Source organism: Paenibacillus sp. LC231 (assembly GCF_001860525.1).
Lineage (GTDB): Bacteria > Bacillota > Bacilli > Paenibacillales > Paenibacillaceae > Paenibacillus_AQ.
The window spans coordinates 192,079-218,295 of the sequence record NZ_JFOM01000056.1; the positions used below are offsets into that span (position 1 = coordinate 192,079).

General features: G+C 49.5%; 24 protein-coding genes. 22 read left to right on the forward strand and 2 right to left on the reverse strand.

Annotation, left to right across the window (positions count from 1 at the left end; genetic code table 11):
- Positions 1–26: 26 nt before the first annotated feature.
- The 16 genes from AK95_RS31270 to AK95_RS31345 all read left to right on the forward strand — a co-directional run bounded on the left by AK95_RS31270 (position 27) and on the right by AK95_RS31345 (position 19,758).
- Entirely contained in the window at positions 27–911 is an 885-nt protein-coding gene (locus AK95_RS31270; protein ID WP_071223822.1) for a carbohydrate ABC transporter permease, read from the forward strand.
- Positions 911–1,738, forward strand: a complete 828-nt coding sequence (locus tag AK95_RS31275; protein WP_071223823.1) for a carbohydrate ABC transporter permease — start codon at positions 911–913, stop codon at positions 1,736–1,738. Before AK95_RS31270 ends, AK95_RS31275 begins: the two co-directional genes overlap by 1 nt.
- Positions 1,739–1,760: 22 nt before the next feature.
- Positions 1,761–3,617, forward strand: a complete 1,857-nt coding sequence (locus AK95_RS31280) for a cache domain-containing sensor histidine kinase (protein WP_071223979.1) — start codon at positions 1,761–1,763, stop codon at positions 3,615–3,617.
- Positions 3,595–4,380: a response regulator transcription factor gene (locus tag AK95_RS31285; RefSeq protein WP_071223824.1), complete on the forward strand. Its 786-nt coding sequence runs from the start codon at positions 3,595–3,597 to the stop codon at positions 4,378–4,380. Before AK95_RS31280 ends, AK95_RS31285 begins: the two co-directional genes overlap by 23 nt.
- A gap of 99 nt (positions 4,381–4,479) precedes the next feature.
- The gene (nagZ, locus tag AK95_RS31290) at positions 4,480–6,120 is read left to right on the forward strand and encodes a beta-N-acetylhexosaminidase (protein WP_071223825.1); all 1,641 of its coding nucleotides are present in this window, start codon (positions 4,480–4,482) and stop codon (positions 6,118–6,120) included.
- 155 nt (positions 6,121–6,275) lie between these two features.
- Positions 6,276–9,011, forward strand: a complete 2,736-nt coding sequence (locus AK95_RS31295; protein WP_071223826.1) for a stalk domain-containing protein — start codon at positions 6,276–6,278, stop codon at positions 9,009–9,011.
- A gap of 229 nt (positions 9,012–9,240) precedes the next feature.
- A complete protein-coding gene (locus AK95_RS31300; RefSeq protein WP_071223827.1) occupies positions 9,241–9,711 on the forward strand; it encodes a Fur family transcriptional regulator in 471 nt (156 codons plus the stop codon).
- The gene (gene yidD / locus AK95_RS31305) at positions 9,708–9,965 is read left to right on the forward strand and encodes a membrane protein insertion efficiency factor YidD (RefSeq protein WP_071223828.1); all 258 of its coding nucleotides are present in this window, start codon (positions 9,708–9,710) and stop codon (positions 9,963–9,965) included. Before AK95_RS31300 ends, yidD begins: the two co-directional genes overlap by 4 nt.
- 474 nt (positions 9,966–10,439) lie before the next feature.
- Positions 10,440–12,428: a methionine--tRNA ligase gene (gene metG / locus AK95_RS31310; RefSeq protein ID WP_071223829.1), complete on the forward strand. Its 1,989-nt coding sequence runs from the start codon at positions 10,440–10,442 to the stop codon at positions 12,426–12,428.
- Between the two features lie 509 nt (positions 12,429–12,937).
- Positions 12,938–14,068 (forward strand): metal ABC transporter solute-binding protein, Zn/Mn family, encoded by a 1,131-nt coding sequence (locus AK95_RS31315; protein ID WP_071223830.1) that lies wholly within the window; start codon positions 12,938–12,940, stop codon positions 14,066–14,068.
- 101 nt (positions 14,069–14,169) lie between these two features.
- Positions 14,170–14,919 carry a metal ABC transporter ATP-binding protein gene (locus tag AK95_RS31320; RefSeq protein ID WP_071223831.1) on the forward strand — a complete coding sequence of 250 codons (750 nt, stop codon included), beginning with the start codon at positions 14,170–14,172 and terminating at the stop codon, positions 14,917–14,919.
- 45 nt (positions 14,920–14,964) lie between these two features.
- Positions 14,965–15,771, forward strand: coding sequence for a metal ABC transporter permease (locus AK95_RS31325; protein WP_071223832.1), 807 nt, complete (start codon positions 14,965–14,967; stop codon positions 15,769–15,771).
- A 17-nt stretch (positions 15,772–15,788) separates the two neighbouring features.
- Positions 15,789–16,502, forward strand: coding sequence for a cytochrome c biogenesis CcdA family protein (locus AK95_RS31330; RefSeq protein WP_071223833.1), 714 nt, complete (start codon positions 15,789–15,791; stop codon positions 16,500–16,502).
- A 152-nt stretch (positions 16,503–16,654) separates the two neighbouring features.
- Positions 16,655–17,080: a transcriptional regulator MntR gene (gene mntR / locus AK95_RS31335; RefSeq protein ID WP_009591262.1), complete on the forward strand. Its 426-nt coding sequence runs from the start codon at positions 16,655–16,657 to the stop codon at positions 17,078–17,080.
- A gap of 116 nt (positions 17,081–17,196) precedes the next feature.
- Positions 17,197–18,756, forward strand: coding sequence for a family 10 glycosylhydrolase (locus AK95_RS31340; protein ID WP_071223834.1), 1,560 nt, complete (start codon positions 17,197–17,199; stop codon positions 18,754–18,756).
- A 78-nt stretch (positions 18,757–18,834) separates the two neighbouring features.
- Positions 18,835–19,758 (forward strand): patatin-like phospholipase family protein, encoded by a 924-nt coding sequence (locus tag AK95_RS31345; RefSeq protein ID WP_071223835.1) that lies wholly within the window; start codon positions 18,835–18,837, stop codon positions 19,756–19,758.
- Between the two features lie 47 nt (positions 19,759–19,805).
- On the opposite strand, the gene AK95_RS31350 is transcribed toward AK95_RS31345, so the two are convergent.
- Together AK95_RS31350 and AK95_RS31355 are read right to left on the reverse strand one after the other, a co-directional pair.
- Entirely contained in the window at positions 19,806–20,138 is a 333-nt protein-coding gene (locus tag AK95_RS31350) for a hypothetical protein (protein WP_071223836.1), read from the reverse strand.
- 6 nt (positions 20,139–20,144) lie between these two features.
- Entirely contained in the window at positions 20,145–21,137 is a 993-nt protein-coding gene (locus tag AK95_RS31355) for a DUF1385 domain-containing protein (protein WP_071223837.1), read from the reverse strand.
- 165 nt (positions 21,138–21,302) lie between these two features.
- Here AK95_RS31355 and AK95_RS31360 point away from each other — a divergent pair, with 165 nt between their 5' ends.
- The 6 genes from AK95_RS31360 (at position 21,303) to AK95_RS31385 (ending at position 26,156) form a co-directional block, all read left to right on the forward strand.
- A complete protein-coding gene (locus AK95_RS31360; protein ID WP_071223838.1) occupies positions 21,303–21,800 on the forward strand; it encodes a YqhR family membrane protein in 498 nt (165 codons plus the stop codon).
- A gap of 77 nt (positions 21,801–21,877) precedes the next feature.
- Positions 21,878–22,324 (forward strand): type II 3-dehydroquinate dehydratase, encoded by a 447-nt coding sequence (aroQ, locus tag AK95_RS31365; protein ID WP_071223839.1) that lies wholly within the window; start codon positions 21,878–21,880, stop codon positions 22,322–22,324.
- A gap of 148 nt (positions 22,325–22,472) precedes the next feature.
- Positions 22,473–23,543: a M24 family metallopeptidase gene (locus AK95_RS31370; protein WP_071223841.1), complete on the forward strand. Its 1,071-nt coding sequence runs from the start codon at positions 22,473–22,475 to the stop codon at positions 23,541–23,543.
- 91 nt (positions 23,544–23,634) lie between these two features.
- Positions 23,635–24,192 (forward strand): elongation factor P, encoded by a 558-nt coding sequence (gene efp / locus AK95_RS31375; protein ID WP_009591242.1) that lies wholly within the window; start codon positions 23,635–23,637, stop codon positions 24,190–24,192.
- A 240-nt stretch (positions 24,193–24,432) separates the two neighbouring features.
- A complete protein-coding gene (locus AK95_RS31380; protein ID WP_071223842.1) occupies positions 24,433–25,686 on the forward strand; it encodes an aspartate kinase in 1,254 nt (417 codons plus the stop codon).
- A gap of 203 nt (positions 25,687–25,889) precedes the next feature.
- A complete protein-coding gene (locus tag AK95_RS31385) occupies positions 25,890–26,156 on the forward strand; it encodes a YqhV family protein (protein WP_071223843.1) in 267 nt (88 codons plus the stop codon).
- Positions 26,157–26,217 lie beyond the last annotated feature (61 nt).

Consider the following 26,217-nt stretch of genomic DNA (forward strand, 5'->3'; position numbering starts at 1 on the left):
CATCAGACATAAATACGGAGGTTACCATGAACAAAGCGCTGAGAAATCCTCTGATTTACATCGTTTTTGTGCTGCCGGCATTCTTGCTGTTTCTGGCTTTTTTCATATACCCGATCTTTACTGCGTTTGACAACAGCTTTACGAGCTGGAACGGCATCTCCAAAGATGTGAAGTATATTGGGTTCGATAACTATGTAACAGCCTTGAATGACGATGCTTTTTGGAAGGCTGTCAGGAACAACGTTTATTTCATTCTCTTTTCCTGTTTGATCCAGGTTCCGACGATCATAATCTTCTCCCTTTTAATCGCAAACGTGAAGCGTTTGAAGGGGCTTTATAAAACAGCGGTTTTCGCGCCGTCCATCATGTCGACGGCTGTCATCGGCATTTTATGGGGATTCATTTACAATCCGGACTTTGGTCTGATGAATGAGATTTTAGGGCTGGTTGGCGTTGAACCCATCTATTGGTTATCGGATCGCAAATGGGCCATGATGGCCATCCTGATCACAAACGCATGGCAATGGACCGGCTTTTACATCGTGATGGTGCTTGCCGCAATTTTATCCATACCGAAGGAGCTTGATGAGGCTGCGGCAATTGATGGAGCGACAGGCGTCCAAAGAGCAACCAAAATCACGCTTCCCTTAATTATGCCAATTATCTCTGTTGTGATCATGCTGTCGATCGCGGGAGCCATGAAAGCGGCGGACATTATTCTGGTTATGACCAAGGGCGGGCCGGCCGGCTCAACCGACGTTATGGCGACATATATGATTCGATATGCAATTACGAGCTTCAAGCATGGCTTTGGCAATTCGATCGCCGTGCTGATCTTCCTCTTTACGATTATTGTAACGGTGCTCTACCAGGTGCTGGTCGCAAGACGCAACGAAAGGATTGAATACTGATGAGAGCAATAAAGAAACTGATCCCGCACATTTTTCTGATGGCCTACTTGCTCGTTATACTGTATCCATTCCTGTTCGTCCTGTTCTCTTCCGTGAAGGTGGATAACCAGTCCATTGCTACGAACCCATTTGGTTTGCCAAGCACGTTGGTATTTGATAACTATGTGAATGCATGGGTGAGCGCCAAAATTAGCACGTATTTCTGGAACAGCTTATACATCGGCGTGCTGTCAGCCTGCTTGTCGATTCTATTTGCGGCGATGCTGGCTTTTGCCGTGACGCGGATGAGATACAACCGGATCAGCGCGATTGTCTTTCAATGTATTTTGATAGGTATGCTGATTCCAAATAACTCTCTTATGCTGCCGATATACGGCATGATGAGGCAGTTGGATATTTTGAACACGCATATGGCCCTGATTCTGCCATATGTTGCCAATGCCATCCCGTTCTCGGTTATTATACTGGCTGCCTTCATGCGGTCGCTGCCCGGTGAAATCGAAGAAGCCGCGGTTATTGATGGATTGAGGTCCGGAGGGTTGTTTGCTAGAATTATCTTACCTCTGACCGTTCCGGCCATCGTTACCGTATTTATTATCAACTTCCTGGGTAACTGGAACGAATTCTTGCTTGCTAACTATTTCCTATCGAATGATGAACTGAGAACGCTGCCTGTCGGAATGGTCGGATTCAGGGACGCCTACAATATGAACTACGCACAAATGTCTGCGGGTATCGTATTCAGCGTGCTGCCGGTCCTTATCATTTATGCCGTGCTGCAAGAGAAGATCATTGAAGGCGTCACCGCAGGAAGTGTCAAGGGGTAATACCAGGAGCAGGAGCATGCGTATGAATTTGCGGAACAAACTATTCACGGCCTTTTTGGGGCTTATTATTATTCCGTTATTTGTGCTGGGCCTATTTACATTCTTTATTACGTACAATTCGATTGAGAAAAAATACAGCCAGCAGGCTGAATATTCGCTAAAAGCGATCAGCTACAGCATTCTGAGCGTGTTCAAGGAGATGGAGTATGTCACGGATAACGGGATTGCCACCTCCGTCTTTGCCATGGCGCTGAATGCCAAGAATCCCGATGATCAAAACCTGATTAAGGAATCCAATGCTGAACAGCTGAAACTGAACGACAGACAGCGAAACTTTCGGAATCTACTATACAATCACCCAGCCATCAGTTATGCATTTTTATATCATTTCAATAAAGAGTCATCACCGATTCCGATATTCAGTAAAGAGGATTTCAGAACGCTGCCTTACGAGCAGTTTAAGAACAGTCCTTTATACGAAGAGGTTGTGCAGCTTAACGGAATCCCCAAATGGCTGGCTCCGCACGAATTTCCGGAATTGACGGGGGCGGAGCCGGTATTCACCCAGATCAGGCTGATTAAGGACGTGACGACACTCCGCAAGCTGGGGATCCTGGTCGTCCAGATCAAGAGGTGGGAGTTTGAAGAGATTTTCCGTCATCTGACACTGCCTAACAATCTGCAGAATACATCGTTTATGTTGGTCAACAATGATGGCTTCATTTTATTTGATCCAAATAACGATATGGATGGCCAAAATATTAGTCAATATATGAAGCATGACGTTGAATTTAAGCAAGGCTACCAAAGTTTTAAAGCCAAGTTTAACGGCAAGGAGAATATTGTCTCCATCTATCATCTGAATGATTACGGCTGGAATCTCGTCTCGGTGACCAGCTGGGACTCGCTCTCACAAGAGGTGACTTCCTTTGCCAAGTGGTTCTTCGTCATTATGGGCCTCTGTCTGGTTACGGCGATTGTGTTCAACCGTCTGTTTATGAATCGGATTACCGGGACGATCGCTGTCATCGTACGGTTTATGCGCCGCGTGGAAGATGGGGATTTGAATGCGAGAGTTGAAGAGAAGGGAGAGGATGAGCTGCTGCTGCTGTCGAAAGGGTTCAACAATTTGATGAACCGGATCAACAATCTGTTTGCGCAGATCAAAAAGGAGCAGAGGCAGAAGACCGACGCGGAGATGCGTGTGCTGCAAGCGCAGATCAAGCCGCACTTTCTCTTTAACACTTTGGAATCGATCAACGTTCTCGCTGTACAGAATGAAGGACGCAAGGTCAGCGAAATGGTATACCGGCTTGCCAGCATCTTGCGGATCAGTATACAGGAGAAGGAAGAAATTACGCTGGATGAAGAAATCAAGCACTTGCAGAGCTACCTTGAAATCCAGAAGTTTCGGTTCGAGGACCTGTTCGAATACGAGATTGACGTGCCGAAAGAGCTTATGCACAGCCGTATCTTGAAGCTGACGCTGCAGCCGCTGGTTGAGAACAGCATACAGCATGGCTTTGAAGGGATTTCTTATACAGGATGGATACGCATCTCTGCATGGAAGGAACTCGGTAATGTCATGATTCGGGTAGAGGATAACGGGCTCGGCATGACCTCTGAGCAGTTGTCCATGTTTGAATATATGGTGTCCGAGGATAACGGATCGGAACAGACGACAATGCATAATCTCAAAGTGAACCAGGAACGACGGGGACTTGGACTGCGGAGCGTGGCTGACCGGCTTCGCATTCAGTACGGGGATTATTACGGTTTATTCATATGCTCAAGCCGCCCCGGCGGCACCGTTATACAATGCGTCATACCCAATTATGACAGGGGGGAAGGGCAGCATGTTGAAGGCATTATTAGTTGACGATGAGGCTCCCATCCTGAACAATCTCAGCAAGGTTCTGCCTTGGGAAGAGATGGGCATGAAGGTTGTCGGACTTGCCCGAAGCGGGATGGAAGCACTTGAAGTAGCGGATCAGTATAACCCGGATCTGATTCTGTGTGATATCCGGATGCCCGTCATGGACGGACTGACCTTTATTACGAAGATTCGGGAGAAAGGAAGCCGGGCGGAAATCTTTTTGTTAACGGGATATCAGGAGTTTGAATATGCCCGGGAAGCGATTAAGCTGGGCGTCAAGGATTATATCAGCAAGCCGATTCATTACGGTGAGCTTGAGATGAAGATTCGGGAAATCGGGGAGGAGATCCGCAAGAAGAGGGCGAAAGAGAAGTATTACAGTACCGTTTCGCTAATCGACGAGGCTCCGAATCCTGAAGCCGTTAAGAAATCGCCGGAGCAATTGGTAACGTCTGCTCTGGAGTATATCAATACCCATATGGGACAGGATTTGGGGATTGAGGAGCTTTCGGAGCATTTAGGGATCAGCTCCAGTTACTTCTGTTTATTGTTCAAGAACCATGTCGGACTTACCTTCGTAGAGTATTTGACGAGACAGCGGATGGAGGCGGCCAAGTTCCTGTTAGTGAACAGCGACAAGAACATCGCGCAGATCGGCTCCTTTGTCGGTTATCATGAGCGGCGGTATTTTACCAAGGTATTTCAAAAAGCCACCGGCATGACGCCATCTGAATTCCGGGAAATGTCCGGGGAGGCAACGGTATAGGTTTTGATAGGGCCTATGCAGGCTGATCCAGTCATCACAAGATCAATCCCGCATGACTTGCAAAGTCCTTTAAATGGATAGAAAGTAGGTATGAGATCAATGAAATGGACGGCAGCAGATTTATCGTTAGAACAAAAGGTAGGACAAATGTTTATATGCGGCTTCAACGCCTTGACACCGAATGAGCACGCCAAAATACTGATTGAACAATATCAGGTCGGGGGCATCTGCTATTTTCGCCGGAACGTGAAAACGCTGCCTCAGCTTGCCGAACTGTCAGAGTCCTTGCAGCAGCTCGCATCGGACCGCCAAAAGTTCCCGCTTCTGATCTCAATAGATCAGGAGGGCGGTATGGTTGCCCGGATTGATCATGAAGGCATCAGCCGCATTCCGGGAAATATGGCGCTTGGAGCAGCGGGCAGCGCGGAGGATTCGTACAGGGTAGCGCAAATCGGGGCGCGCGAATTGCGTTCACTCGGGGTGAACATGAATTTCGCTCCTTGCCTCGATGTGAACAACAATCCTCGTAATCCGGTCATCGGTGTGCGTTCCTTCGGCGAAGATCCCCAAGCTGTTGCCGCGCTTGGGACTGCGGCCATTAAGGGATATCAGGAAGAAGGCGTATCCGCTACGGCCAAGCACTTCCCGGGACATGGCGATACGAGCGTCGATTCACATCTCGGGCGGGCTTCTGTACCGCATGATCTGGAACGGCTTCGTAGCGTGGAATTGTATCCGTTCGCGCAAGCGATCCGAAACGGTGTGGACGCCATCATGACGGCTCACGTCAGTTTCCCGGCCATAGAGTCGAGTGATCTGCCGGCAACGCTTTCTCATGCCGTGTTAACGGGGTTGCTGAGGGAAGAGATGGGGTTTGAAGGACTGATCATAACGGACTGCCTCGAGATGCATGCGATCTCTAAGGAGTACGGCATTCCGGAGGGCGCGATACGCGCGATCGCAGCGGGTGCGGACTGCGTACTGGTCAGCCATAATCTATCTGAGCAGACGGCGGGGATTACGGCCGTCATTGAGGCTGTCCGCAGCGGAAGGCTTTCAGAGGATCTGATCGATACGGCTGTAGAGCGGATATTGGCGCTTAAGCAGCGTAATGCGAAGCTCGCAGAGGAGCTTCCGGTCTATCCGATTGGCGAGGTGGCGGAAGAGACCAAACAATTGCTGGCTCAAATCGCAGGCAGAGGCATCACGCTGGTGAAAGACGAAGGGCAGCTGCCTCTTAAGCCGGAGCAAGCCGTCGCTGTGATCTGGCCTGAACTGCTTCAGGCAACCCAGGTGGATGAAGCATGGAGCAAAAGCTACACCTTAGGGGATGCCTTGAGAAGTTACGGGGTTCAGGCAGACGATCTGCGTGTCGGAACGGATATGTCCGATGAAGAGGTCGAGCAGGCGGTTAAGGCAGCCCAAGGATATAAACAGATTGTTGTAGCTACGTACACTTCCGAGAGCCATCTTCCCGCCGGCCAGCAGAAGCTGGTGAACAAGCTGGCTGAACTTGAGGATGTGGCACTTGTTATCGTCGCTACCCGTAATCCTTATGATATCAATGATCTTCCCCCGGTTCCGACGTATGTGTGCAGCTACGAGAACACACCTTATTACATGAATGCAGCCGCGGGCGTCTTGATAGGACAGGTTACGCCAGAGGGTAAGCTCCCGGTAGGGATCAGCGAGGCTTATCCGCTAGGTTGGAGCGGTAATCAGGACTATGTCAACAATTAAATAAGGGTTGCTCAAACCGGAGTCTTCCTGCCCAGGAATGCTCCGGTTTTCCTATTTTCCAGCCATTTCTGAGCAACTTTTCGGGAAACTTCGCGTCTAATAGTATGTCCAATAGAGGCAGACCGACTATACTGAGTGTTTTAAAGGAGTAGAGAATGAATTTCAAGAGAATCTCGATGATTACAGTCCTTGCCGCGGCACAGGTATCCATGGCATTTCCCGCGGCAGCTGAATCACCGGATATTACAGCTTCGGCGCTAAATAGCCAATCAGCGCTGCAGTCCCCGGTGGAAGGACAAGGCCAGCAGAGTGGAGAACAACAGACGGACATGCAGCAAGCGGAGGAAACATCGGCAACGCCAAAGGAAACACCTTCTGATTCAATTGAAGGCACGATTAGCGATCCGAATGCCGAACCTTCTGCCCCAAATGAACAGCAGGAGCAGGAGGAAACGGATAGCGATCCTTCCGATAATGAGGTATCAGAGAACGAAGAGGGCAGCCCATCCGGAGACAAGCCCGAAGTCAGCACTTCCCATGTTTCGGCTAACGAACTTGTGCTGCTGATGAACAGCAATGTGATGTACCATAACGGCAAGAAATACAAAGCGGGTCAGCCGATGGCTGTGAAGCAAGGGGTATCCTATGTCGCCATTCGCGCCATGGTTGAACGTGCAGGACTGAAGCTGTCTTACGATAACAAAACGAAGGAAACCATCATCCTTAAGGATGGCAATGAACTTCGGTTTACGACAGGAAGCAGTCATTATAAAGTCAACGGACAGGTTCGTCCGATGAAAGGCCCTGCCTACCAGAGCAGCAATGTGTTTATGGTTCCGTTAACCGCGATCACGCAAGCGCTTGATATTCCATACCAGGTGAACCAATCCGAGAAGAAGGTTATACTCGATTTATCCGGTATGGGCAGCGGCAACGATAACGGCGAACAGTCTGGAAATAACGGCGGGGGATCGGGCAGCGAGGTTCCGAACATACCGAACCTGGGTCCGAATGACCTCATCCTGATGATGAACAGCAACAAGATGTATCAGAACGGGAAAGCGTATACGGCAGGTCAGCCAATGGCAGTCAAGAATGGCGTATCCTATGTTGCCATTCGCTCCCTCGTTGATCGTGTCGGCCTGAAGCTGACCTATGACGGAAAGACAAAGGAAACGATTATTATCCGCGGTAACGATGAGCTTCGTTTTAAGACGAACAGCAGCGTATACACCGTGAACGGGGTCAGAAAATCAATGAAGGGACCGGCTTATCAGTCCAACAATACATTCATGGTGCCGCTGACCAGCATTACACAGGCGCTGGACATTAGTTATCGGGTGGATCAGCCGAACAAACGGGTTATCCTTAGCCTGAGCTCAAAGCCGGTAGCTTCCTTCACGGTGCAGCCTGGCGAGATTCTTGCCGGACAAACAACGGTTACGTATAAGACGAATGCTTATTCGCCGACGGGACTGGCTATTGTTGACGAGCATTGGGAAGGCCGGGAAGAGATTTTTGACGAACCCGGTGTGCATACGGTTACCTACTCGGTACAGGATTCCAGCGGGGAGTGGAGCGAACCGTATATATTGAGCATTCAAGTATCCGCTCCGAATACGCCGCCTGTTGCCATGTTCGAAACGGACAAACAGGAATATAAGATCGGTGAGAAAATAACGTACATGAATATGAGTTATGACAACGATCCTGGCGATGAGCTTACGTATAAGTGGGAAAACAATGATCAGGCCTTTTTTACGGCAGGAACGCATAAGGTGCTGCTGATTGTTACCGATAAACATGGAGCGACCAGCTCATACGAGAAGATCATCAACGTAACGAGTGAAGTGATGTATACGCGCGATCAATTCAATCAATTATTTACGGGCATCGGCGACAAATACACCTTTGACGGATCAGCTGTGCCGACATGGAAACTGATGCCGATTACGAGAAGCTCCGAACCGTATCTGTTGATTCGCAGCAACTCTCCGGAAACCGTCTATCAAGAGGGTATTGTTTACCGTGAGGTCGGCAATGCCAGCACGCGATTCATGATTCACCACTTGAACGCTACCGGGAAGAATATGAAGATGTATGTCGTCGCCACCAACATCAACACGATGACGGCGCGTCTGACCACCGAGTATACCGGTTTGGGCGGTCCGATCAATATCCCGACAGCCACGGGTAAAGCGGCTGTCCAGCGTTACCTCGAGTCCATGCAGTCAGCGGATGCATTCAAGACGATCTCGCTCGCCCCTGGGGAAAGCCGGATCATTTTGCAAGACTTGAGCGCGCAAACCTTGAAGAATCAGCAGGTGCTCTCCATGTTTGCTGATCTCTATTCGGACTCGCCGATCCGATATGATGTCATCATGATTGATGAAGCCAAGGATCCGATTCAAAAGCTGCCTTACCTGAAGCTCCATCCGAGCGATGGCGTTCATAACCGGGGAACGTATCCGGACTCGACACGGATCATTGAATCCTATGACTTGGTTGGCGACACGCCTACCCGGCTCGCGCTCGGCGACAAGACAAACGATCCGAATCTGGAAGGGTATGACGGCATTAACGGTTCATATCAATCCAATGCCGGGAACTTCGGTGTACTGTACAAAATCAAGCTGCACCGCGTAGCACCCAATACGCTGATCACGCTGAATCCGCGCGGAGGCAAGTACATGGGTGCGATGATGGTGAACGGAAATATCATTCAGACGCCGAATACAAGCGGAGGCGCCGTATCTGCGCCGAATGAAGCTGCCGTTCTCTATCGTACGGGGAATTACGAGCAGACCGTGGAAATCCTGTTTACGGCGGCACCGGGAAGCAGTCTGCCAGTCAACATCCTGCTCCAGCCGCTTCCGCAATTAAAGAACTAATCCATTCATCATGTATTGCAATGGGACAGCTTCTTAGCCAGAACATGGCTAGGGCTGTCCTTTTTGTTGGTTCTTGCCCAGGGATCACGTCATATCCCAGGCTTTTGCCTTCCATAGGTGAAGTACCTTACAGGCGTTTAGCCTACACACAACCGCTTTCATTGACGCTATCTTATTTTTCAGGCATTATAAGAAGAGAGTATTCTCAAGTAGAGGAGGTTACCTCCGTATGCTTACGACGGAACAGATCATCGACGCCATGTCGGAACATGGGCTGCGCATTACTGATCAGCGCAAGACACTTGCCAAATTGTTTGGGGAACATCCTGGCTATTTAACGGCCAAGGATGTGTACGAATATATGGGCCGGAAGTACAGCGGGTTGAGCTTCGATACGGTCTATCGGAATCTTAGGGTATTGTACGAGCTTGGCGTATTGGAGCAGGTTGTGTTCGAGGAAGGCATCAAGTTTCGAGGACGCTGCAGCGAAGAGCATCATCATCATCACATGATCTGCCTGCAGTGCCAGAAGACGTACCCGATTACGTTTTGCCCGATGCAGCTGACCGATGCGCCGGATGATTTCCAGGTGGTTCAGCATAAATTCGAAGTGTTCGGCTACTGCCGGGACTGCGGCAAGGACAATGCGGATAATGAAACTTCACCAGCCAGTGCAGGAAAGCGGGATAGCCGGGCATGAGCACAGCGCGCAGGGTGGTGAAGGTGCCGATACACTTCTATCGGAAATTCATCTCTCCGTTGAAACCGGCGACTTGCCGATTCTATCCAACCTGCTCGGCCTATGCTCTTGAAGCGATTGAGGTGCACGGCGCGCTCAAGGGCTCCTGGCTGGCGGCCAAGCGAATAGCAAGATGCCATCCGTTTCATCCAGGCGGCATTGATATGGTTCCGCCGCACAAGGATAAGGTATCGTCTTCATGGACAGAGAAATAGCGTTTTGTGGGGTATCCTAATGGATATGGTACGGAATGCATCCTGTCTTTTGGTCATAGCCATTCTACGGACCGCGGCTCATCTTGACACGCCGCAGCCCGTTTGATTAAAATGTAAGAAATTATAGGTATATCCGAGGAAGAGATAAGTACGGAAATCTTGCCTTGAACAGAGAGCCGGAGCAGCTGGAAACCGGTCTTGGCGAATTTCGGAAAATGGTCTTGGAGGATCCGCTTTTGAGCGCTGCAGTCCGGGTAGGAAGGCTGCCGTAAAGGAGCGGCGTGAGCCAGCGTTAATGGACGGCCGGATGACGGCAGATGAGCCTGTTACCCGTAAGGGTACAGGGAATTTGGGTGGTAACACGTGAGAACAACTCTCGTCCCATGGGGACGGGGGTTTTTTGCTGTTTACTGCTGTTTTCGCAAAGAGATTGCCTGATACAAACAATCCATTTCACGGTAAAGGAAGGTTACTATGGCAGACAAAAAGACGTTTTATATTACAACGCCAATCTATTATCCAAGTGATAAGCTGCATATCGGCCATGCTTATACTACGGTGGCCGGCGACGCGATGGCCCGCTACAAACGGCTTCGCGGATACGATGTCCGTTATTTGACGGGGACCGATGAGCACGGACAGAAGATTGAACGCAAAGCGGCGGAGGCTGGAAAAACCCCGCAGCAGTTCGTCGACGATATCGTGGCCGGCATCAAGGACCTGTGGAAGAAGCTGGACATATCGAACGAAGATTTCATTCGCACCACGGAGCAGCGCCACACCACGGTTGTACAGGAGGTATTTGAGCGTCTGTTGAAGCAGGATGACATCTACAAGGGCGAATACGAAGGCTGGTACTGCACGCCTTGTGAGTCTTTCTTCCTGGAGCGTCAGCTGGTAAACGGCAACTGCCCGGACTGTGGGCGACCTGTTGAGCTTGTGAAGGAAGAGAGCTACTTCTTCCGCATGAGCAAATATGTGGACCGCCTGCTCCAGTATTACGAGGAGAATCCGGATTTCATTCAGCCGGTATCCCGCAAGAATGAGATGATCAACAACTTCATTAAACCGGGTCTTGAGGATCTGGCTGTGTCCCGTACGACCTATGAGTGGGGCGTGAAAGTGAAGAGCGATCCGAAACATGTGATCTATGTGTGGATTGACGCCCTTCTGAACTATATAACGGCACTCGGTTACGGTACAGAGGACACCAGCCTGTATGACAAATACTGGCCGGCCGACGTACACCTGATGAGTAAGGAGATCGTCCGTTTCCATACGATCTATTGGCCGATCATTCTGATGGCGCTCGATGTTCCGCTTCCGAAAAAGGTGTTTGCCCATGGCTGGCTGCTGATGAAGGACGGGAAAATGTCCAAGTCCAAGGGGAATGTGGTCGATCCGGTTACGATGATTGACCGGTATGGTCTTGATGCGCTTCGTTATTACCTGCTGCGTGAAGTTCCATTCGGAGCGGACGGCACCTTTACGCCGGAAAGCTTCGTGGAACGGGTGAACTCCGACCTGGCCAATGACTTAGGTAACTTGTTGAACCGTACCGTGGCCATGGTCGATAAATATTTTGACGGAGTGGTTCCGGCTTTCTCCGCCGGCGTAACGCCGTTTGATGCAGCGATCGAGGAAGCGGCCAAGTCGGTTTATGAGAAAGTCGAAACCGCTATGGAAAATATGGAATTTTCCGTTGCACTAACGGCCATCAGTCAGTTTGTCAGCCGCAGCAACAAATATATTGATGAGACCCAGCCTTGGACGTTGGCCAAAGACGAGAACAAACGGAATGAGCTGGCATCCGTCATGAGTCACTTGGTGGAGACGCTCCGCGTAGCATCAATTCTGCTTCAGCCGTTCCTGACCCGTACACCGAAGAAAATGTGGGATCAGCTTGGCCTGGCGGAAGGCGAATGGACGACTTGGGAGAGCGGACGACAGTTCGGAGCTATACCGGCTGGATCGAAGCTTCAAAAGGGCGAGCCGATATTCCCACGCCTGGATACAGAGCAGGAAGTGGCATACATCGCGGAGGCGATGACAGGCGGTACGAAGGCCACTCAGGAAGAGACTTCGACCTCGGCAGCAAATTCGTCCGCCGAGAGCACGGCGGAGCCTGTAGAGCTTAAAGAGGAAATCGGCATTGAGGATTTTGCCAAGGTCGAGCTGCGCGTAGCGCAGGTGATTGCAGCCGAGCCGGTGAAGAAAGCGGACAAGCTGCTTAAGCTGCAGCTAGACCTCGGATTCGAGCAGCGGCAAGTGGTATCCGGCATAGCGAAGTTTTACACGCCGGAGGAATTGGTTGGACGCAAAGTGATTTGCGTAACGAACCTGAAACCGGTGAAGCTTAGAGGCGAAATGTCGCAAGGCATGATTCTGGCCGCCTCCCACGGCGATCAGCTGACGCTTGCAACCGTACCGGACGGCATGCCTAATGGGGCAGTTGTCAAATAAAATGCTCTCTCGTTGAATTAAGTCGCGATAGACGGTGTACCCTGTTAAAGGGTACGCCGTTATTTTTTCCTTTAAGAGGTTGTTCAAAAAGTCCGCTTTTGATAAGAAAACCTCTATCGAGGCCACTTCAAGGATGGGCGACCGCGATGTATAGGTAGGTTTTCTTGCGATATCGAATTTCATCAGTTCCACTGATAACTCATAAATTCTATATCTAACACGAAGCGAATCAGAAAGCAGCTCGGCATCGAATCTTGAATTCAGCCGGGCCTTCCGGTGCTCACGTACCCAAAACGTACGCTCCGCTCCTCACTCCCTAGCTTCATCCAACCTTCTCGGTGCTGAAAATCGACCTTTTTGAACACGCACTTTAATACGGAGGATATGACATCTCTATTGAAAAATAATAGTAAGTTTTACGATTTGGTTGACAACGGGTTTGCCTGCTCTTATAATCTTGTTAGTAATGATTACGATTAATTGAACGGAGCGGATATGGGGAGATGAACATGAACAAGAGAAAGAGAGAGAACAAACTTAACGGTTGGACCTGGAGTGTAACCTCTATCTTATTGGCGGTACTTATCCTGTCGGGATGCGGAAGTAAATCCGGCGGCGGCATTGTTGAGGGCAAGGTAAACGTCATTACGACCTTTTATCCAATATATGAATTTACGAAGGAGATTGGCGGGGATGACGCCAATGTCGTAAATCTTCTGCCAACGGGCGTGGAGCCGCATGATTGGACACCGCGCAGTCAGGATATCGTGAATACTTCCAAGGCCCAGCTGTTTCTCTATAACGGTGCCGGGCTGGAAGGCTGGGTACCGGGATTTTTGAAGGGACTTGATAAAGACACGCAAGTCAAGCCGGTTGAAGTCAGTCACGGCATCCAGCTGATTGATGCTGTGGGAGACGATGGTCATGGACACGGGGAAGCAGCCCACGAAGAGGAACATGATCACAGCCATGAAGAAGGTGCCGAAGCAGAGCACGATCACAGCCACGAGGAAGGCGCGGAAGCAGAGCATGATCACAGCCATGAAGAAGGCGCCGAAGAAGATCATGCGGGTCATGACCACGCAGAAGAGCCCGCCGAGACTAGCACCGACACACATCATACGGACCCGCATACATGGGTAAGCCCGAAATCGGCTCTGGTCATGGCTGAGAATATCAAGAACAGCCTTGTCGAGGTGGATCCTGAACATAAGGACGGTTACGAACAGCGCTTTGAAGCCTTGAAAGAGAAGCTGGTCAAACTGGATAACGATTTCACAAACGAGTTGTCCAAAATGCCGAAAAAAGACATAGTCGTATCCCATCAAGCTTTCGGATATCTGTGCCGGGATTATGGCTTGACGCAGCATGCGATTATGGGACTCTCACCGGACGCGGAGCCCAGAGCGCAGGATATTGTGAACCTCACCCAGACGGTGAAAGAGAAGGAAGTTAAATATATTTTCTTCGAAGAGCTCGTGTCGGATAAACTTGCCAAAACGCTGGCAAATGAAGCAGGCGTGGAAACCTTGGTATTGAATCCGGTGGAGGGACTGACTAAAGAGCAGGCGAGTGGCGGTGAGAATTATTTCACGCTGATGGAGAAAAATTTGCAAAATCTAACGAAGGCTTTACAATAAGGAAGATGGGGGAGCATATCCCCCTCTTCTTTCGTGTTATGAATGTTTATGATCTTCATATATTTAGATAGAAAGACTACAGAGAGAAAGGCGGCGTGGTTATGGAGCCGGCAGCACAGGATTGCCACCAACCTATTGTACAAATCAAGGATGTATCCTTTCATTACCGCGAGCAACAGGTGATCAAGGATCTCAATTTCACCATAAAAGAACGGGACTTCGTAGGTATTGTCGGGTCGAATGGGGCAGGCAAAACGACGCTGCTCCGCATGATCGTTGGATTGCTGCCTGCCGCCGAAGGGTCTATCGAACTGTTCGGTCAGCCGATCCGCAAGTTTCAGGACTGGGAGCGAATCGGGTACGTTCCGCAGAAAAATTCGTTTAATCCGCTGTTCCCGGCCACTGTGCGTGAAGTTGTCATGTCCGGGCTATATAATCGGAAGAAAATGTTTCGCCGTTTGAACCGCCTGGACCACCAGAAATGTGAGGACGCGCTGGAAGTGATGCGCATTCAGGATATTGCCGATAAGCGGATCGGGGCCCTGTCCGGGGGACAGCAGCAGCGCGTGTTTCTCGCTCGGGCGCTCATCAATCGCCCGGATCTGCTCATACTGGACGAGCCTACGATCGGCATTGATGCCGAGACCCAGGCCGGATTCTTTGAACTGATTACCCATATGCATGCCCATCATCACATGACGTTTTTGATGGTCACCCATGATTTGGACATGGTCAAAGACTATCTGGGAGAATCGCCGGTATCGCAGAACGGAAAAATTCAGTTTTTTGTAAGGCATTCTCATGAAATCGAAAACTGCGCGGAAGTGGATTTGCAGCATTCGCTCGTCTAATGTATAGAAACAAGCTTTTTGAAGCAGGAGAAGGGGACGTTATCATTGCTTGATATTTTGTTTAGCGATTTTTTTCAGCGGGCGCTGATCGGAGGGATTCTGATCGGCATTACAGCCCCGCTTATCGGGATATTCCTCGTGCTGCGCAGGCTGTCCATGATCGGCGATACGTTGTCGCACGTTACGATTGCGGGTGTAGCGCTCGGATTTCTGATCGAAGTATATCCGCTTGCCGCTGGACTTGTGTTCGCGGTGCTGGCGTCATTTGCGATTGAGAAGCTGCGAAAGGCATATAAAAGTTATGCCGAGCTGTCAATCGCCATTATTATGTCTGGCGGCGTTGCGCTTGCCTCGCTGTTTTTCACCCTGGGAATGGGCTATAATACGGATGTTATGAGTTATTTGTTCGGCAGCATCTACACGCTGGATTCCACGGATATTTATATGGTGGGCGGTGTAACCATCGTTGTCATTGCGGTTGTGGTGATGTTCTTCAAGGAGTTCTTCCTGCTCAGCTTCGAAGAGGATGCCGCCAGTGTCAGCGGACTGCCAGTCAAATGGATGAACATGATCATTACGGTACTGACGGCCCTTGTCGTAAGCACCGCCATTAAAATTGTGGGCGCGCTTCTGGTATCCGCATTGTTGGTGATTCCGGTAGCGATCAGTTTACTGCTGGCAAGAAGCTTCCGAGGCTCTATCGTATTATCGGTCATCATCTCCGAAATTGCCGTTATCGGGGGATTGATGCTTGCGGGCGTATTTAATCTGGCACCCGGCGCGACCATCGTGCTGCTGCTGATCAGCCTGCTTATCATTACGCTTGTCGGCAAAAAGGGCTTTACGACATAAGGGGGTTCTGAAATAAAATGGCTGATATTAATATCGGCATCGCATTTGCTGCCGGTTTTGCTTCTTTTATATCTCCATGCTGTTTACCGCTGTACCCGTCCTACTTATCGATTATTACAGGCATGTCGGTTAATGATTTGAAGAACGAACAGAACCGCAAGGAGGTCCGTTTCCGGACCATGACGCATACACTTGCGTTCATCCTTGGGTTTTCTGCTGTTTATTACACCCTCGGTTGGGGGGCAGGCCTGTTCGGGGAGTTCTTCACGGAATATCAAGACTTGATCCGCCAGCTGTCTGCGCTGCTGATCATCGTGATGGGACTTATGCTCATTGGCATTTTCCAGCCTAAGTTTTTAATGAAGGACCGGAAATTCAATTTTAAATCCAAACCGACCGGATACCTAGGAACATTTCTGTTTGGCATCGGGTTTGCTGCAGGCTGGTCGCCATGCGTCGGCCCGATTTTAACGGCCATCATCGCGCTGGCAGCTTCCGATCCGGGAACCTGGTTCCCGCTGATTACCTCGTACTCCCTGGGATTTGCAGTGCCTTTTTTCATCCTGGCTTTTTTCATCGGCTCAACCCGCTGGATTCTCAAGTATTCAAGCACGCTGATGAAAGTCGGCGGCGTCTTGATGATACTGATGGGGGTTCTGCTCTTTACAGATCAAATGTACAAAATTACGATTTGGCTGCAAGGCATTACGCCGGAGTGGCTGAAATTTTAAAATCGAGCGGAAGACTGGTTCAATTCATAAGTCATTATTGACATAGGATTGGGCCAGGACTTGCCAACCGGTCTCCAAAACATGTATCATTACTATTGCAGGTAAAACAGGATTTTGCACGGGTTATGTAACTATAGAAAAGAGGGAATAAGATGCCGACACCTAGCATGGAGGATTATTTGGAGCGCATCTACAAGTTGATCGACGAAAAAGGATATGCGCGCGTTTCGGATATTGCCGAAGGCTTGGAGGTTCACCCCTCATCCGTCACGAAGATGATTCAAAAGCTGGACAAGGACGAATATTTGATCTATGAAAAATATCGCGGTTTGGTTTTGACCAGCAAAGGCAAAAAAATGGGCAAACGGCTCATGGAACGTCATCATTTGCTTGAGGAATTCCTTGAGATGATAGGTGTACAGGATGAAAATATTTATAGGGACGTTGAGGGAATCGAGCATCATTTAAGCTGGGATTCCATTACGAGAATTGAGACGCTTGTGGAGTATTTCAAGCGCGATGAGAATCGACTTCAGGATTTGCGTGACGTTCATAACGAATTAGTCAACGAATCGTAATGTGGCATCTGTCCGCTTGTGACAGATGCTTTTTTAAACTGAACCGTCATATTTCCAGTGTTATATTAATAAGTTAGATTACCTGCAAATTTCATATTTTCGGAGGATTAATAGAAATGAAGCTTCGTAGATGGTTGTTGGTGCTGATCATGTTACTATTGTGTCTCCCGTCGGTGGTCCCAACTGCGCAAGCGAAGGCAGCTTCTATCCGTATTCAGTTGGACGGTGTAACCTTAAACAGTGACGTATCTCCTTACATATTGCCGAAGGTTAATGTTACCATGGTTCCTACGCGGATTATCAGTGAAGGCCTGGGCGCTTCGGTAGCTTGGAATCAGAAGCTAAAGACAGTAAATATCGGGCTGGACGGCTCGAATCTGCAATTGACATCCGGCAGCAAAACCGCGCTTGTGAACGGCTCATCCGTAGCACTTGATGCATCGGTTGAAATTAAGAGCGGCCGGGTTATGGTTCCGCTGCGGTTTGTCAGCGAGAACCTGGGTGTGCAAGTCGAATGGAACCAAGCGGCACAACGTATCTCGCTGACTACAGGCACGGACGTCGTTCTTCCACCACCGGTATCCACAGGGGATGAAGTCAGAGGCGCTTGGATATCCACGGTGTTCAATCTGGATTGGCCGAAAACAAAGACCAGCGCAGAGCAGCAAAAGGCATCTTACATCGCCTTGCTGGATTCGCTCCAGGAAGTTGGCATCAATACCGTGTACGTGCAGGTACGTCCGGCTGGCGATGCATTGTATCCTTCCACTATGGTGCCATGGTCCAAGGTGCTGACAGGGATTCAAGGAGCAGATCCGGGGTATGATCCGGTAGCTTTCATGGTTGAGGAAACGCATAAACGGAATATGGAGTTCCACGCATGGTTTAATCCTTTCCGGGCCAACACCGATATTTTGACAGCATCGCTCGATCCATCCCACGTTGCGCTCAGCCACCCGGATTGGATCGTGAACACAGGCAAGCAGCTGTACATCAATCCTGGGATCCCGGAAGCTCGGCAGCATATCATCGATACCATAATGGAGGTCGTGAACGGATACGATATTGACGGTATTCACCTGGATGATTACTTCTACCCATCGAATACGGTCTTCAAAGATGATGCGGCATACCGCCAATACAATCAAGGTGCTTACGCAAACCTTGCAGATTGGCGTCGCGGAAACATCAATGCATTTGTGCAATCGCTCGGTGAGAGCATTCAACGTGTGAAACCGGACGTTGAATACGGAATCAGTCCTTTCGGCGTATGGCGTAACCAGTCCGTGGACAAGACGGGATCGGATACGAAAGCCGGCGTGACGGCTTATGACAGCATGTATGCTGATGTGCGGGCCTGGATCCAGAGCGGCTGGATCGATTACGTGGCTCCGCAAATCTATTGGAGCATGAGTAATCCGGCCGCCGACTATGATAAGCTGGTGGACTGGTGGGCCAGCGAAGTACAAGGAACCGGCGTAGATCTCCTGATCGGTCACGCTCCATACAAACTGGGAACCAGCGAAATCGGTTGGCAGAGCGCATCGGAGATCATCAATCAATTGAAGTACAATCAGAATTATGCCGAGGTTAAAGGCAGCATTTTCTTTAGAGCAGAGAATATTTTAAGTAATCCGTTAGGCATTAAAGATCAATTGCAATCATATTATAGATAAATCGGCACGTCCCATAGGTATGAAACATCCCCCGCGCTCATACATAGTCATTAGACCATGTGAGGCGGGGGATTTTATATGCAAATCAATGCGGTATTTGAAGGTGGGGGAGTTAAGGGGATCTCGCTTGCCGGGGCTGTCAAGGCGGCGGAGAATGCCGGCATGGAATTCAGCCGTGTTGCCGGAACGTCCTCCGGTTCGATCGTGGCATCCGTGCTGGCAGCAGGCTACCGGGCAGACGAGATCAAGCGCATTATTGAGGAGACGCCCTTTCATTCGTTTCTCCAGCGAGCACCGATCTTTAATACGAAGTTTATCGGTCCCGCCTTGCGGGTGTTGATTAAGAAGGGGCTGTATTCCGGAGAAGCCCTGGAGAACTGGATTCGGGAAATCCTGCTTGCCAAAGGGATATTTACGTTTTCGGACATCCCGGCAGGCAAGCTGTATATTGTGGCTTCGGACATTACGAATGGAAGGCTGCTGGTACTTCCGGACGACCTTCGCCAATATGGCATAAACCCTGCAACATTTCCTGTGGCCAAGGCTGTGCGCATGAGCTGCAGCATTCCGTATTTTTTCGATCCCGTCATTCTTCGCTTATTGGGCAGGGCCGCTAAAGGCAAGTCGTTCGGCGAACAATTTGTATACATTGTGGATGGGGGACTGCTCAGCAACTTTCCGTTATGGCTCTTTGATCGCGAGTCGAAGGGGGGACCTAAGCCGCTGCCAGTGCTTGGCTTCCAGATGGTCGGGAAGAATAGTAACTTGCCCCATTTGATTGATGGCCCGATCGGCATGTTAACCGCCATGTTTGAGACGATGCTTTCCGCTCACGATGAACGTTATATTGAACAGCAAAATCGCAATCGAACGATTAAAATTCCGACGCTTGGCATTGGTACCACTCATTTTAATCTGACCAAGGAGGAAAGCGAGAATTTATACAATTCGGGGTTAACTGCGGGTACGATGTTTTTCGCCCGCTGGAAATCCGAACATTAAAAAACCGTCCGGCCGGCATGATTTTGCACGGTTGGACGGTTTTCTTCTTAATGATATTTAGGAACATCATCGGATGGGTCGGGTTTTCCTTTTTGCCCATCGATAACCTGAAAGGGGTACTGTTTACGTTTTGCAGCTGGATTGCTCTTCCGTGCGGTGCTATGTTTAGCCGCCAGCTTAGCCGCCGTTCGCTTGGAAGGCTTCACCTTAGGCCGCTTGTTAAAACGACGAGGCGGGAACTTATAGAGCACATACACGACAGCTACAATAATGAGTGGAATCATAATATTCATTCTTGATCCAGGGTCTAACAGGAATACCAGTAGCCCTATGGCGGCTAACGTGATCGCCGTCCAAAAAATGATCGCATGCCTTCTCATGGATTATCACCCTTTCGCGGGATCCAGCACACTTCCTGTCACAGATTGGTGAACTGTAACATTTTCGTATTGAGCATCTAACTCACGCATTCTGTTAAAGGATGCGATGGATACTTCAACTTGATCATCAGTAGGTTCCTTCGTCGTTAAAAGCTGCAGCCACAGGCCAGGATATCCGAGGAAACGGAGTACCGGCATGTCTCGCATGGCATTGGTAAGTTTCAGGAACTCAAAGGAAACGCCAAGCACGATCGGAAGAAGCGCGATTCTTTGAATGACCCGCTGCGTCATGGTATCCCATGGCACCACCGAGTAGACAACAACGCCGAGAACAATGGTCAGCATCATGAAGCTGCTGCCGCAGCGATAATGCAGTCGCGTATATTTCTGAACATTCTTCACCGTCAGCTCTTCACCGGCTTCAAATGCGCTGATGACTTTGTGTTCGGCACCGTGATACTGGAACAGTCTTTTAATGACAGGTGTCTGGGAGATTGCCCATAAATACACGAGCAGCAGTATTAATTTAATGACGCCTTCAATCAGGTTATGCACAATATAGTGATCAAATGTATCGCCAAAAAAGAAATCCTCTACAAAAACAGGAACGAGTGTAAACAGCAGCTTACCGAATATGAAGGAAAGCACGCTGACGGCGGCCACACCGATGATCATGCTTAGACTCCAGCCTGAGTCTTCTTTCTCCTTCTGTTTCTCACGTTCTTCCGGCTCCAGGGTATCGTCAGCATAAGCATCCGCAGAGTAATTCAAATGTTTGGAACCTTTAATTGTAGAATCTATGAGACTGACGATGCCGCGAAGAAGCGGAATCTTCCGCAGCTTTCGAACCCAAGCCTTGTCTTCGCGAGGCACCTCGAGAAACTTGATTTCGTTATTTTTACGCCGCACGGCCGTCACATTCACATGTTTGCCGCCGAACATAACGCCTTCGATTACAGCTTGGCCTCCATAGCTGATCGGGGTTGACTTATCGGACAACCAGTTCACCCTCCCTGACATGTTTTTCGTTCTATGAACTATTGTATCGAATTTTGAAAGTAATTTCTAGTTGGATTAGGGCAGGGGAAGCGGAGCATACTACCTTCAGAGATGAAATGAAGTAACAGCGGGCATTCGATAACTGAAAAAGAGGAGAATCAATAGATGCATGAACATCAATTTCGCAAGCAGAATCAGGTCACCAATCCGTTTACGTTTGCCCTGGAGCTGGGCTATTATGCAGGTCTGATCTGGGGGGCCGTGCTTTGGATATTTTACTGGCTAAAATTCACGAAGGTGCTGCCAGGCTTTTTGCTGGAGCCGTTCTTCAAGCATGAGTTCCTCGCGACGACAGCTGGCCAAATTGCCGGTTGGCTGTCCTTTATCGCGTTTTCCGTCATCGCTTCCCTCATCTATGTCACCTTGTTCAGGAAGCTGAGGGGCCCATGGCCCGGGATAGCATACGGAATCGTATGGTGGGCGGTGCTGTTTGTCGCGCTCAATCCATGGCTTCGGCTGACGGACCCGGTGAAGAAGCTGCCTTGGGATACAAACATCTCAGAGGTTTGTATTTTTATATTATGGGGACTATTTATCGGTTATACGACTGCACAGGAATTCACCGATGAGAAACTGCGCGAACCGAAGAAGGTGACGGGCTAGCTAAGAAAAACTTCTCAACCCTATCCCGCCTATGGTAAAATAGCTTTTGGTTATTTGACGAAAAGGTGGGAAGCCCTATGAAATCCATATGGGTGATAAACGGACCGAACTTAAACCTGCTCGGCTTCCGTGAACCGGGCATTTATGGTTCACTCAGCCTGCAGGCGATCGAAGATAATTTGCGTAAACAGGCGGATCTCGCCGGTATCGGTATTACCTTCTATCAGTCCAATCATGAGGGTGCTATCATCGACCGTATTCATGAAGCTATTGGACAGGCGGACGGCATACTTCTTAACCCGGGAGCACTGACTCACTACAGCTATGCTGTACGTGACGCCATCAGTTCTGCCCGTGTTCCGACAGTGGAAGTTCACCTATCGAACATTCATGCCAGGGAGGAATTTCGTCATACCTCCGTCATCGCACCTGTTGCTGTCGGACAAATCGCGGGTTTTGGCGCAGCGAGTTACACACTGGGCTTGTCGGCCCTTTTGCAAGTCCTGAACGACCAAGAAGGATAGCTAATCCGATCAGATATTAGAAAGCTTTAACCGAGAGGTTGCTTTTTGTTATCAGATGAATTACAGCTAACCGTAACTGGCTGCTTAGAAATACGTCGAAGATGTTTTTCTTGAGCCGGCTTGGACATGGGTGAGAGGAGAGGTTAGAATGAGTAACAAACGAGTGGTTAAACTGCGCGAGAAACTTCAGACTAAAGGCTTAACGGCCATGCTGGTGGCAAGCCCGATCAACCGCAGATATTTGACAGGCTTTACCGGGTCTGCCGGCTACGTGCTGATTACCCGGGATCATGCCTATCTGTTGACTGATTTCCGCTATATGACTCAAGCTCCACAGCAAGCCGTCGGCTTTCAAGTGGTTGAGCATGGACCGAAGGTTATGGAGACGGTCAAGGAATTGCTATCTTCCGAGGGAATAACATCGCTTGGATTTGAACAGGACCATGTTACATACGGCGTATTTTCGACCTATTCGGAACAGCTCGCGCCAATTAGCCTGGTGCCGGTTTCAGGTCTTGTAGAGGATCTGCGCATATTCAAGGATGCGGAAGAATTGAGCATTATGCAGCGGGCTGCCGATTTGGCTGATCAGACGTTCAGCCATGTGCTGACGATTCTGGCTGCCGGCAAAACGGAGCGTGAAATCGATCTGGAGATGGAAATGTTCATGCGCAAGCATGGCGCAACCGCGTCTTCCTTTGATACCATTGTCGCTTCCGGCGAGCGTTCGGCTCTTCCGCACGGCGTTGCCAGCGAGCGAGTGATTCAAGGGAACGAATTCGTTACGTTTGATTTCGGTGCGCTGCTTGACGGATACTGCTCCGATCTCACCAGAACCGTTGCGCTCGGAAGTCCTGATCCTAAGCTGAAGGAGATCTATGATATCGTGCTGGAAGCGCAGCTTCATGCACTGGATCATATTAAACCTGGCATGACAGGACGCGAGGCGGACGCCTTAACCCGTGATATTATTACCCGTTATGGATACGGGGAATACTTTGGTCACAGCACCGGGCATGGATTGGGTATGGAGGTTCACGAATCTCCAAGACTGTCCAAGCTGAGTGATGATGTGCTGCAGCCGGGCATGGTGGTAACGGTGGAGCCGGGCATATACTTGCCTGGGCTTGGCGGTGTCCGTATTGAAGATGATATCGTGATTACGGAATCGGGTATTCATATACTAACAAGCTCGTCCAAAGACTACACTGTGCTTTAGGAGACTGTTCAAAAAGCTAGCTTTTTGAACTTGCACTTTAGGAAAATTGTGTACTATATTAATTAGACCGCATCCTTAGGAGGGAATCTTAGTGATTTCAGTAAACGATTTTAAGACAGGTTTGACCGTAGAAGTAGATGGCGATATATTCACCGTTTTGGATTTTCAGCACGTTAAACCTGGTAAAGGCGCAGCTTTCGTTCGTTCCAAATTGAAAAACCTTCGCAACGGCAACACCGTTGAGAAGACGTTCCGTGCAGGCGAAACGATTGGCCGCGCCATCATCGACAACCGTGGTGTTCAGTATCTCTATGCCAGCGGTCAAGAGCATGTCTTCATGGACAACGAAACTTACGATCAATTCAGCTTGACCAGCGAGCAGCTGGAGTGGGAGCTTAACTTCCTGAGAGAGAACATGAACGTTAACATCATCAGCTACCAAGGCGAGATCCTCGGGATCAACCTGCCTAACAGCGTGGAGCTGAAGGTGGTTGAAACCGAGCCTGGAATCAAAGGCAACACGGCAACGGGCGCAACGAAGAATGCGAAAGTGGAAACCGGCCTGAATGTACAAGTACCGCTGTTCATTAACGAAGACGATGTGCTTCTGATCGATACACGCGAAGGTAAATACATCTCCCGTGCATAGTAGGCTTTAAAACGGGACCCTTCAACGATTGACGGGTGCCAATATCTTCTAAATAACAAGGACTCCTGTACGTATGTACGGGAGTCTTTTTGCGATGGCGAAAGCCGGTGCGATAAACCTGAGTCCTTTTTGCCTTGAAAAGCCTTGACGGGATGACTCACTTTCGTATTATACTGTTTTAAAGTGAGAAACCACCTGAATGCTGTTACATACTGATATTAGTGGGGAGTGAAAGAAGCATTGTCACTGTACGTCATGAAATTCGGAGGCAGCTCTGTAGGGGATACAGAACGTATGAAGCGTGTTGCCAGAAGAATTGTAGAGAAACAAGATGAAGGTCATCAATGTGTAGTCGTGGTGTCTGCTATGGGGGATACAACAGACGATTTGATTGACCAGGCAAAGCTGTTGAACGAGAATCCACCGGCACGGGAAATGGATATGCTGATGACCACGGGAGAGCAGATATCCATATCGCTGCTATCCATGGCGATTCACGGTCTCGGACGCAAGGCAAAGTCTCTTACCGGCTGGCAGGCGGGGTTCCGTACGGAAGCGGTGCATGGCAAAGCCCGTATCACAGATATTATGCCTGAACGCGTGTTTAAAGCGCTTGATGAAGGGAATGTCGTCATTGTAGCGGGATTCCAGGGAATGTCGGAAGACGGAGAGATTACAACGCTTGGACGCGGGGGATCAGATACCACGGCGGTTGCTCTTGCGGCTGCCATTCAAGCGGATGTATGTGAAATATATACGGATGTGGACGGAATTTACTCCACAGATCCGCGGGTTGTCAAATGTGCGCGGAAGTTGAAGGAGATTTCCTATGACGAGATGCTGGAGCTAGCCAATCTTGGTGCAGCTGTTCTTCACCCGCGCGCGGTTGAGTATGCGAAGCATAATCAAGTGAAGCTTGTCGTCAGATCCAGCTTTAATCATAACGAGGGTACGGTTGTTAAGGAGGAAGCAAGCATGGAACAAGGTGTGGTTGTCAGCGGAATTGCATTTGACAAGAATGTGGCAAGAATCAGTATTCTGGGCGTTTCCGATACGCCGGGCGTTTTGGCTCAAGTGTTCGGAGAGCTTGCGAAAGAAGCGATTGATGTTGATATTATCGTACAGAGCGGTGTCCAGAACGGCGAAGCAGACTTTTCCTTTACCGTTTCCTTGGCCGATCGGGAGCGTGCGTTGTCGGTTATCGAACAAATCCGCGGCAAGATTCCGTATCGTGACGTTACCTCGGAAGATCATCTGGTGAAAGTATCGATTGTTGGTGCCGGAATGGTCAGCCATCCGGGTGTGGCGGCGCAAATGTTTGATGTCATCTCCCGGCAAGGGGTCAGCATCAAGATGGTCAGCACGTCAGAGATCAAAGTATCCTGTGTCATTGAAGGAACCAATCTGGAAGGTGTCGTACAAGCGCTTCATACCGCGTACGGACTGGATACAGATCAGCAGGCTTCCGTTGGCGGACCGCAGGTGCGTCGATAACCTGTTTTTTAATGGAATAATTTATGCAATCATATCGATATTAAATAGAGTTAATCCCGGTCCATATCGACCGGGATTTTTTGCGTTGTCCGAAAGATTCAAAGTTCGCTTCTATGAAATTGAAAAAATAGAGATAAAACGAGAGTGCCTCGCATATTTTTAAACATCACACTTGTGAACAAGGAAGAAGGAGGATATAGAGCATGCTGGACAAGTTTGTCGCTAGTATGGCCACGCTTCGTTTTTTCTCCGGCAGTCTCGAGATTGTGGCGGCCATCATCATGCTGCGCCTGAACCAGGTCGATAAAGCGCTGGCCGTGAATTCCGCTCTGGCTTTTATGGGCCCGCTGATCTTGATTCTGACAACAACGATCGGACTCGTGGGAATGGCGGATAAATTGTCGTGGGGGAAGATCGGCTGGATTTTGTGCGGCGTTTCCTGTCTCTTATACGGCGTTTTAAAAAAATGATAGATTCGCTGCATATTTTTCAGGTACAAGCATACACATGGGATATGAAGTTCTCTTATTA

Coding starts and splice junctions, on each gene's coding strand:
- AK95_RS31295 (WP_071223826.1), top strand. CDS start 6,276: ATGAATTTCAAGAGAATCTCGATGATTACAGTCCTTGCCGCGGCACAG.
- AK95_RS31285 (WP_071223824.1), top strand. CDS start 3,595: ATGTTGAAGGCATTATTAGTTGACGATGAGGCTCCCATCCTGAACAAT.
- AK95_RS31370 (WP_071223841.1), top strand. CDS start 22,473: ATGAGTAACAAACGAGTGGTTAAACTGCGCGAGAAACTTCAGACTAAA.
- nagZ (WP_071223825.1), top strand. CDS start 4,480: ATGAAATGGACGGCAGCAGATTTATCGTTAGAACAAAAGGTAGGACAA.
- AK95_RS31350 (WP_071223836.1), bottom strand. CDS start 20,138: ATGAGAAGGCATGCGATCATTTTTTGGACGGCGATCACGTTAGCCGCC.
- AK95_RS31320 (WP_071223831.1), top strand. CDS start 14,170: ATGGAGCCGGCAGCACAGGATTGCCACCAACCTATTGTACAAATCAAG.
- AK95_RS31340 (WP_071223834.1), top strand. CDS start 17,197: ATGAAGCTTCGTAGATGGTTGTTGGTGCTGATCATGTTACTATTGTGT.
- yidD (WP_071223828.1), top strand. CDS start 9,708: ATGAGCACAGCGCGCAGGGTGGTGAAGGTGCCGATACACTTCTATCGG.
- metG (WP_071223829.1), top strand. CDS start 10,440: ATGGCAGACAAAAAGACGTTTTATATTACAACGCCAATCTATTATCCA.
- AK95_RS31275 (WP_071223823.1), top strand. CDS start 911: ATGAGAGCAATAAAGAAACTGATCCCGCACATTTTTCTGATGGCCTAC.
- AK95_RS31330 (WP_071223833.1), top strand. CDS start 15,789: ATGGCTGATATTAATATCGGCATCGCATTTGCTGCCGGTTTTGCTTCT.
- AK95_RS31360 (WP_071223838.1), top strand. CDS start 21,303: ATGCATGAACATCAATTTCGCAAGCAGAATCAGGTCACCAATCCGTTT.
- AK95_RS31315 (WP_071223830.1), top strand. CDS start 12,938: ATGAACAAGAGAAAGAGAGAGAACAAACTTAACGGTTGGACCTGGAGT.
- aroQ (WP_071223839.1), top strand. CDS start 21,878: ATGAAATCCATATGGGTGATAAACGGACCGAACTTAAACCTGCTCGGC.
- AK95_RS31270 (WP_071223822.1), top strand. CDS start 27: ATGAACAAAGCGCTGAGAAATCCTCTGATTTACATCGTTTTTGTGCTG.
- AK95_RS31385 (WP_071223843.1), top strand. CDS start 25,890: ATGCTGGACAAGTTTGTCGCTAGTATGGCCACGCTTCGTTTTTTCTCC.
- AK95_RS31300 (WP_071223827.1), top strand. CDS start 9,241: ATGCTTACGACGGAACAGATCATCGACGCCATGTCGGAACATGGGCTG.
- AK95_RS31345 (WP_071223835.1), top strand. CDS start 18,835: ATGCAAATCAATGCGGTATTTGAAGGTGGGGGAGTTAAGGGGATCTCG.
- AK95_RS31280 (WP_071223979.1), top strand. CDS start 1,761: ATGAATTTGCGGAACAAACTATTCACGGCCTTTTTGGGGCTTATTATT.
- mntR (WP_009591262.1), top strand. CDS start 16,655: ATGCCGACACCTAGCATGGAGGATTATTTGGAGCGCATCTACAAGTTG.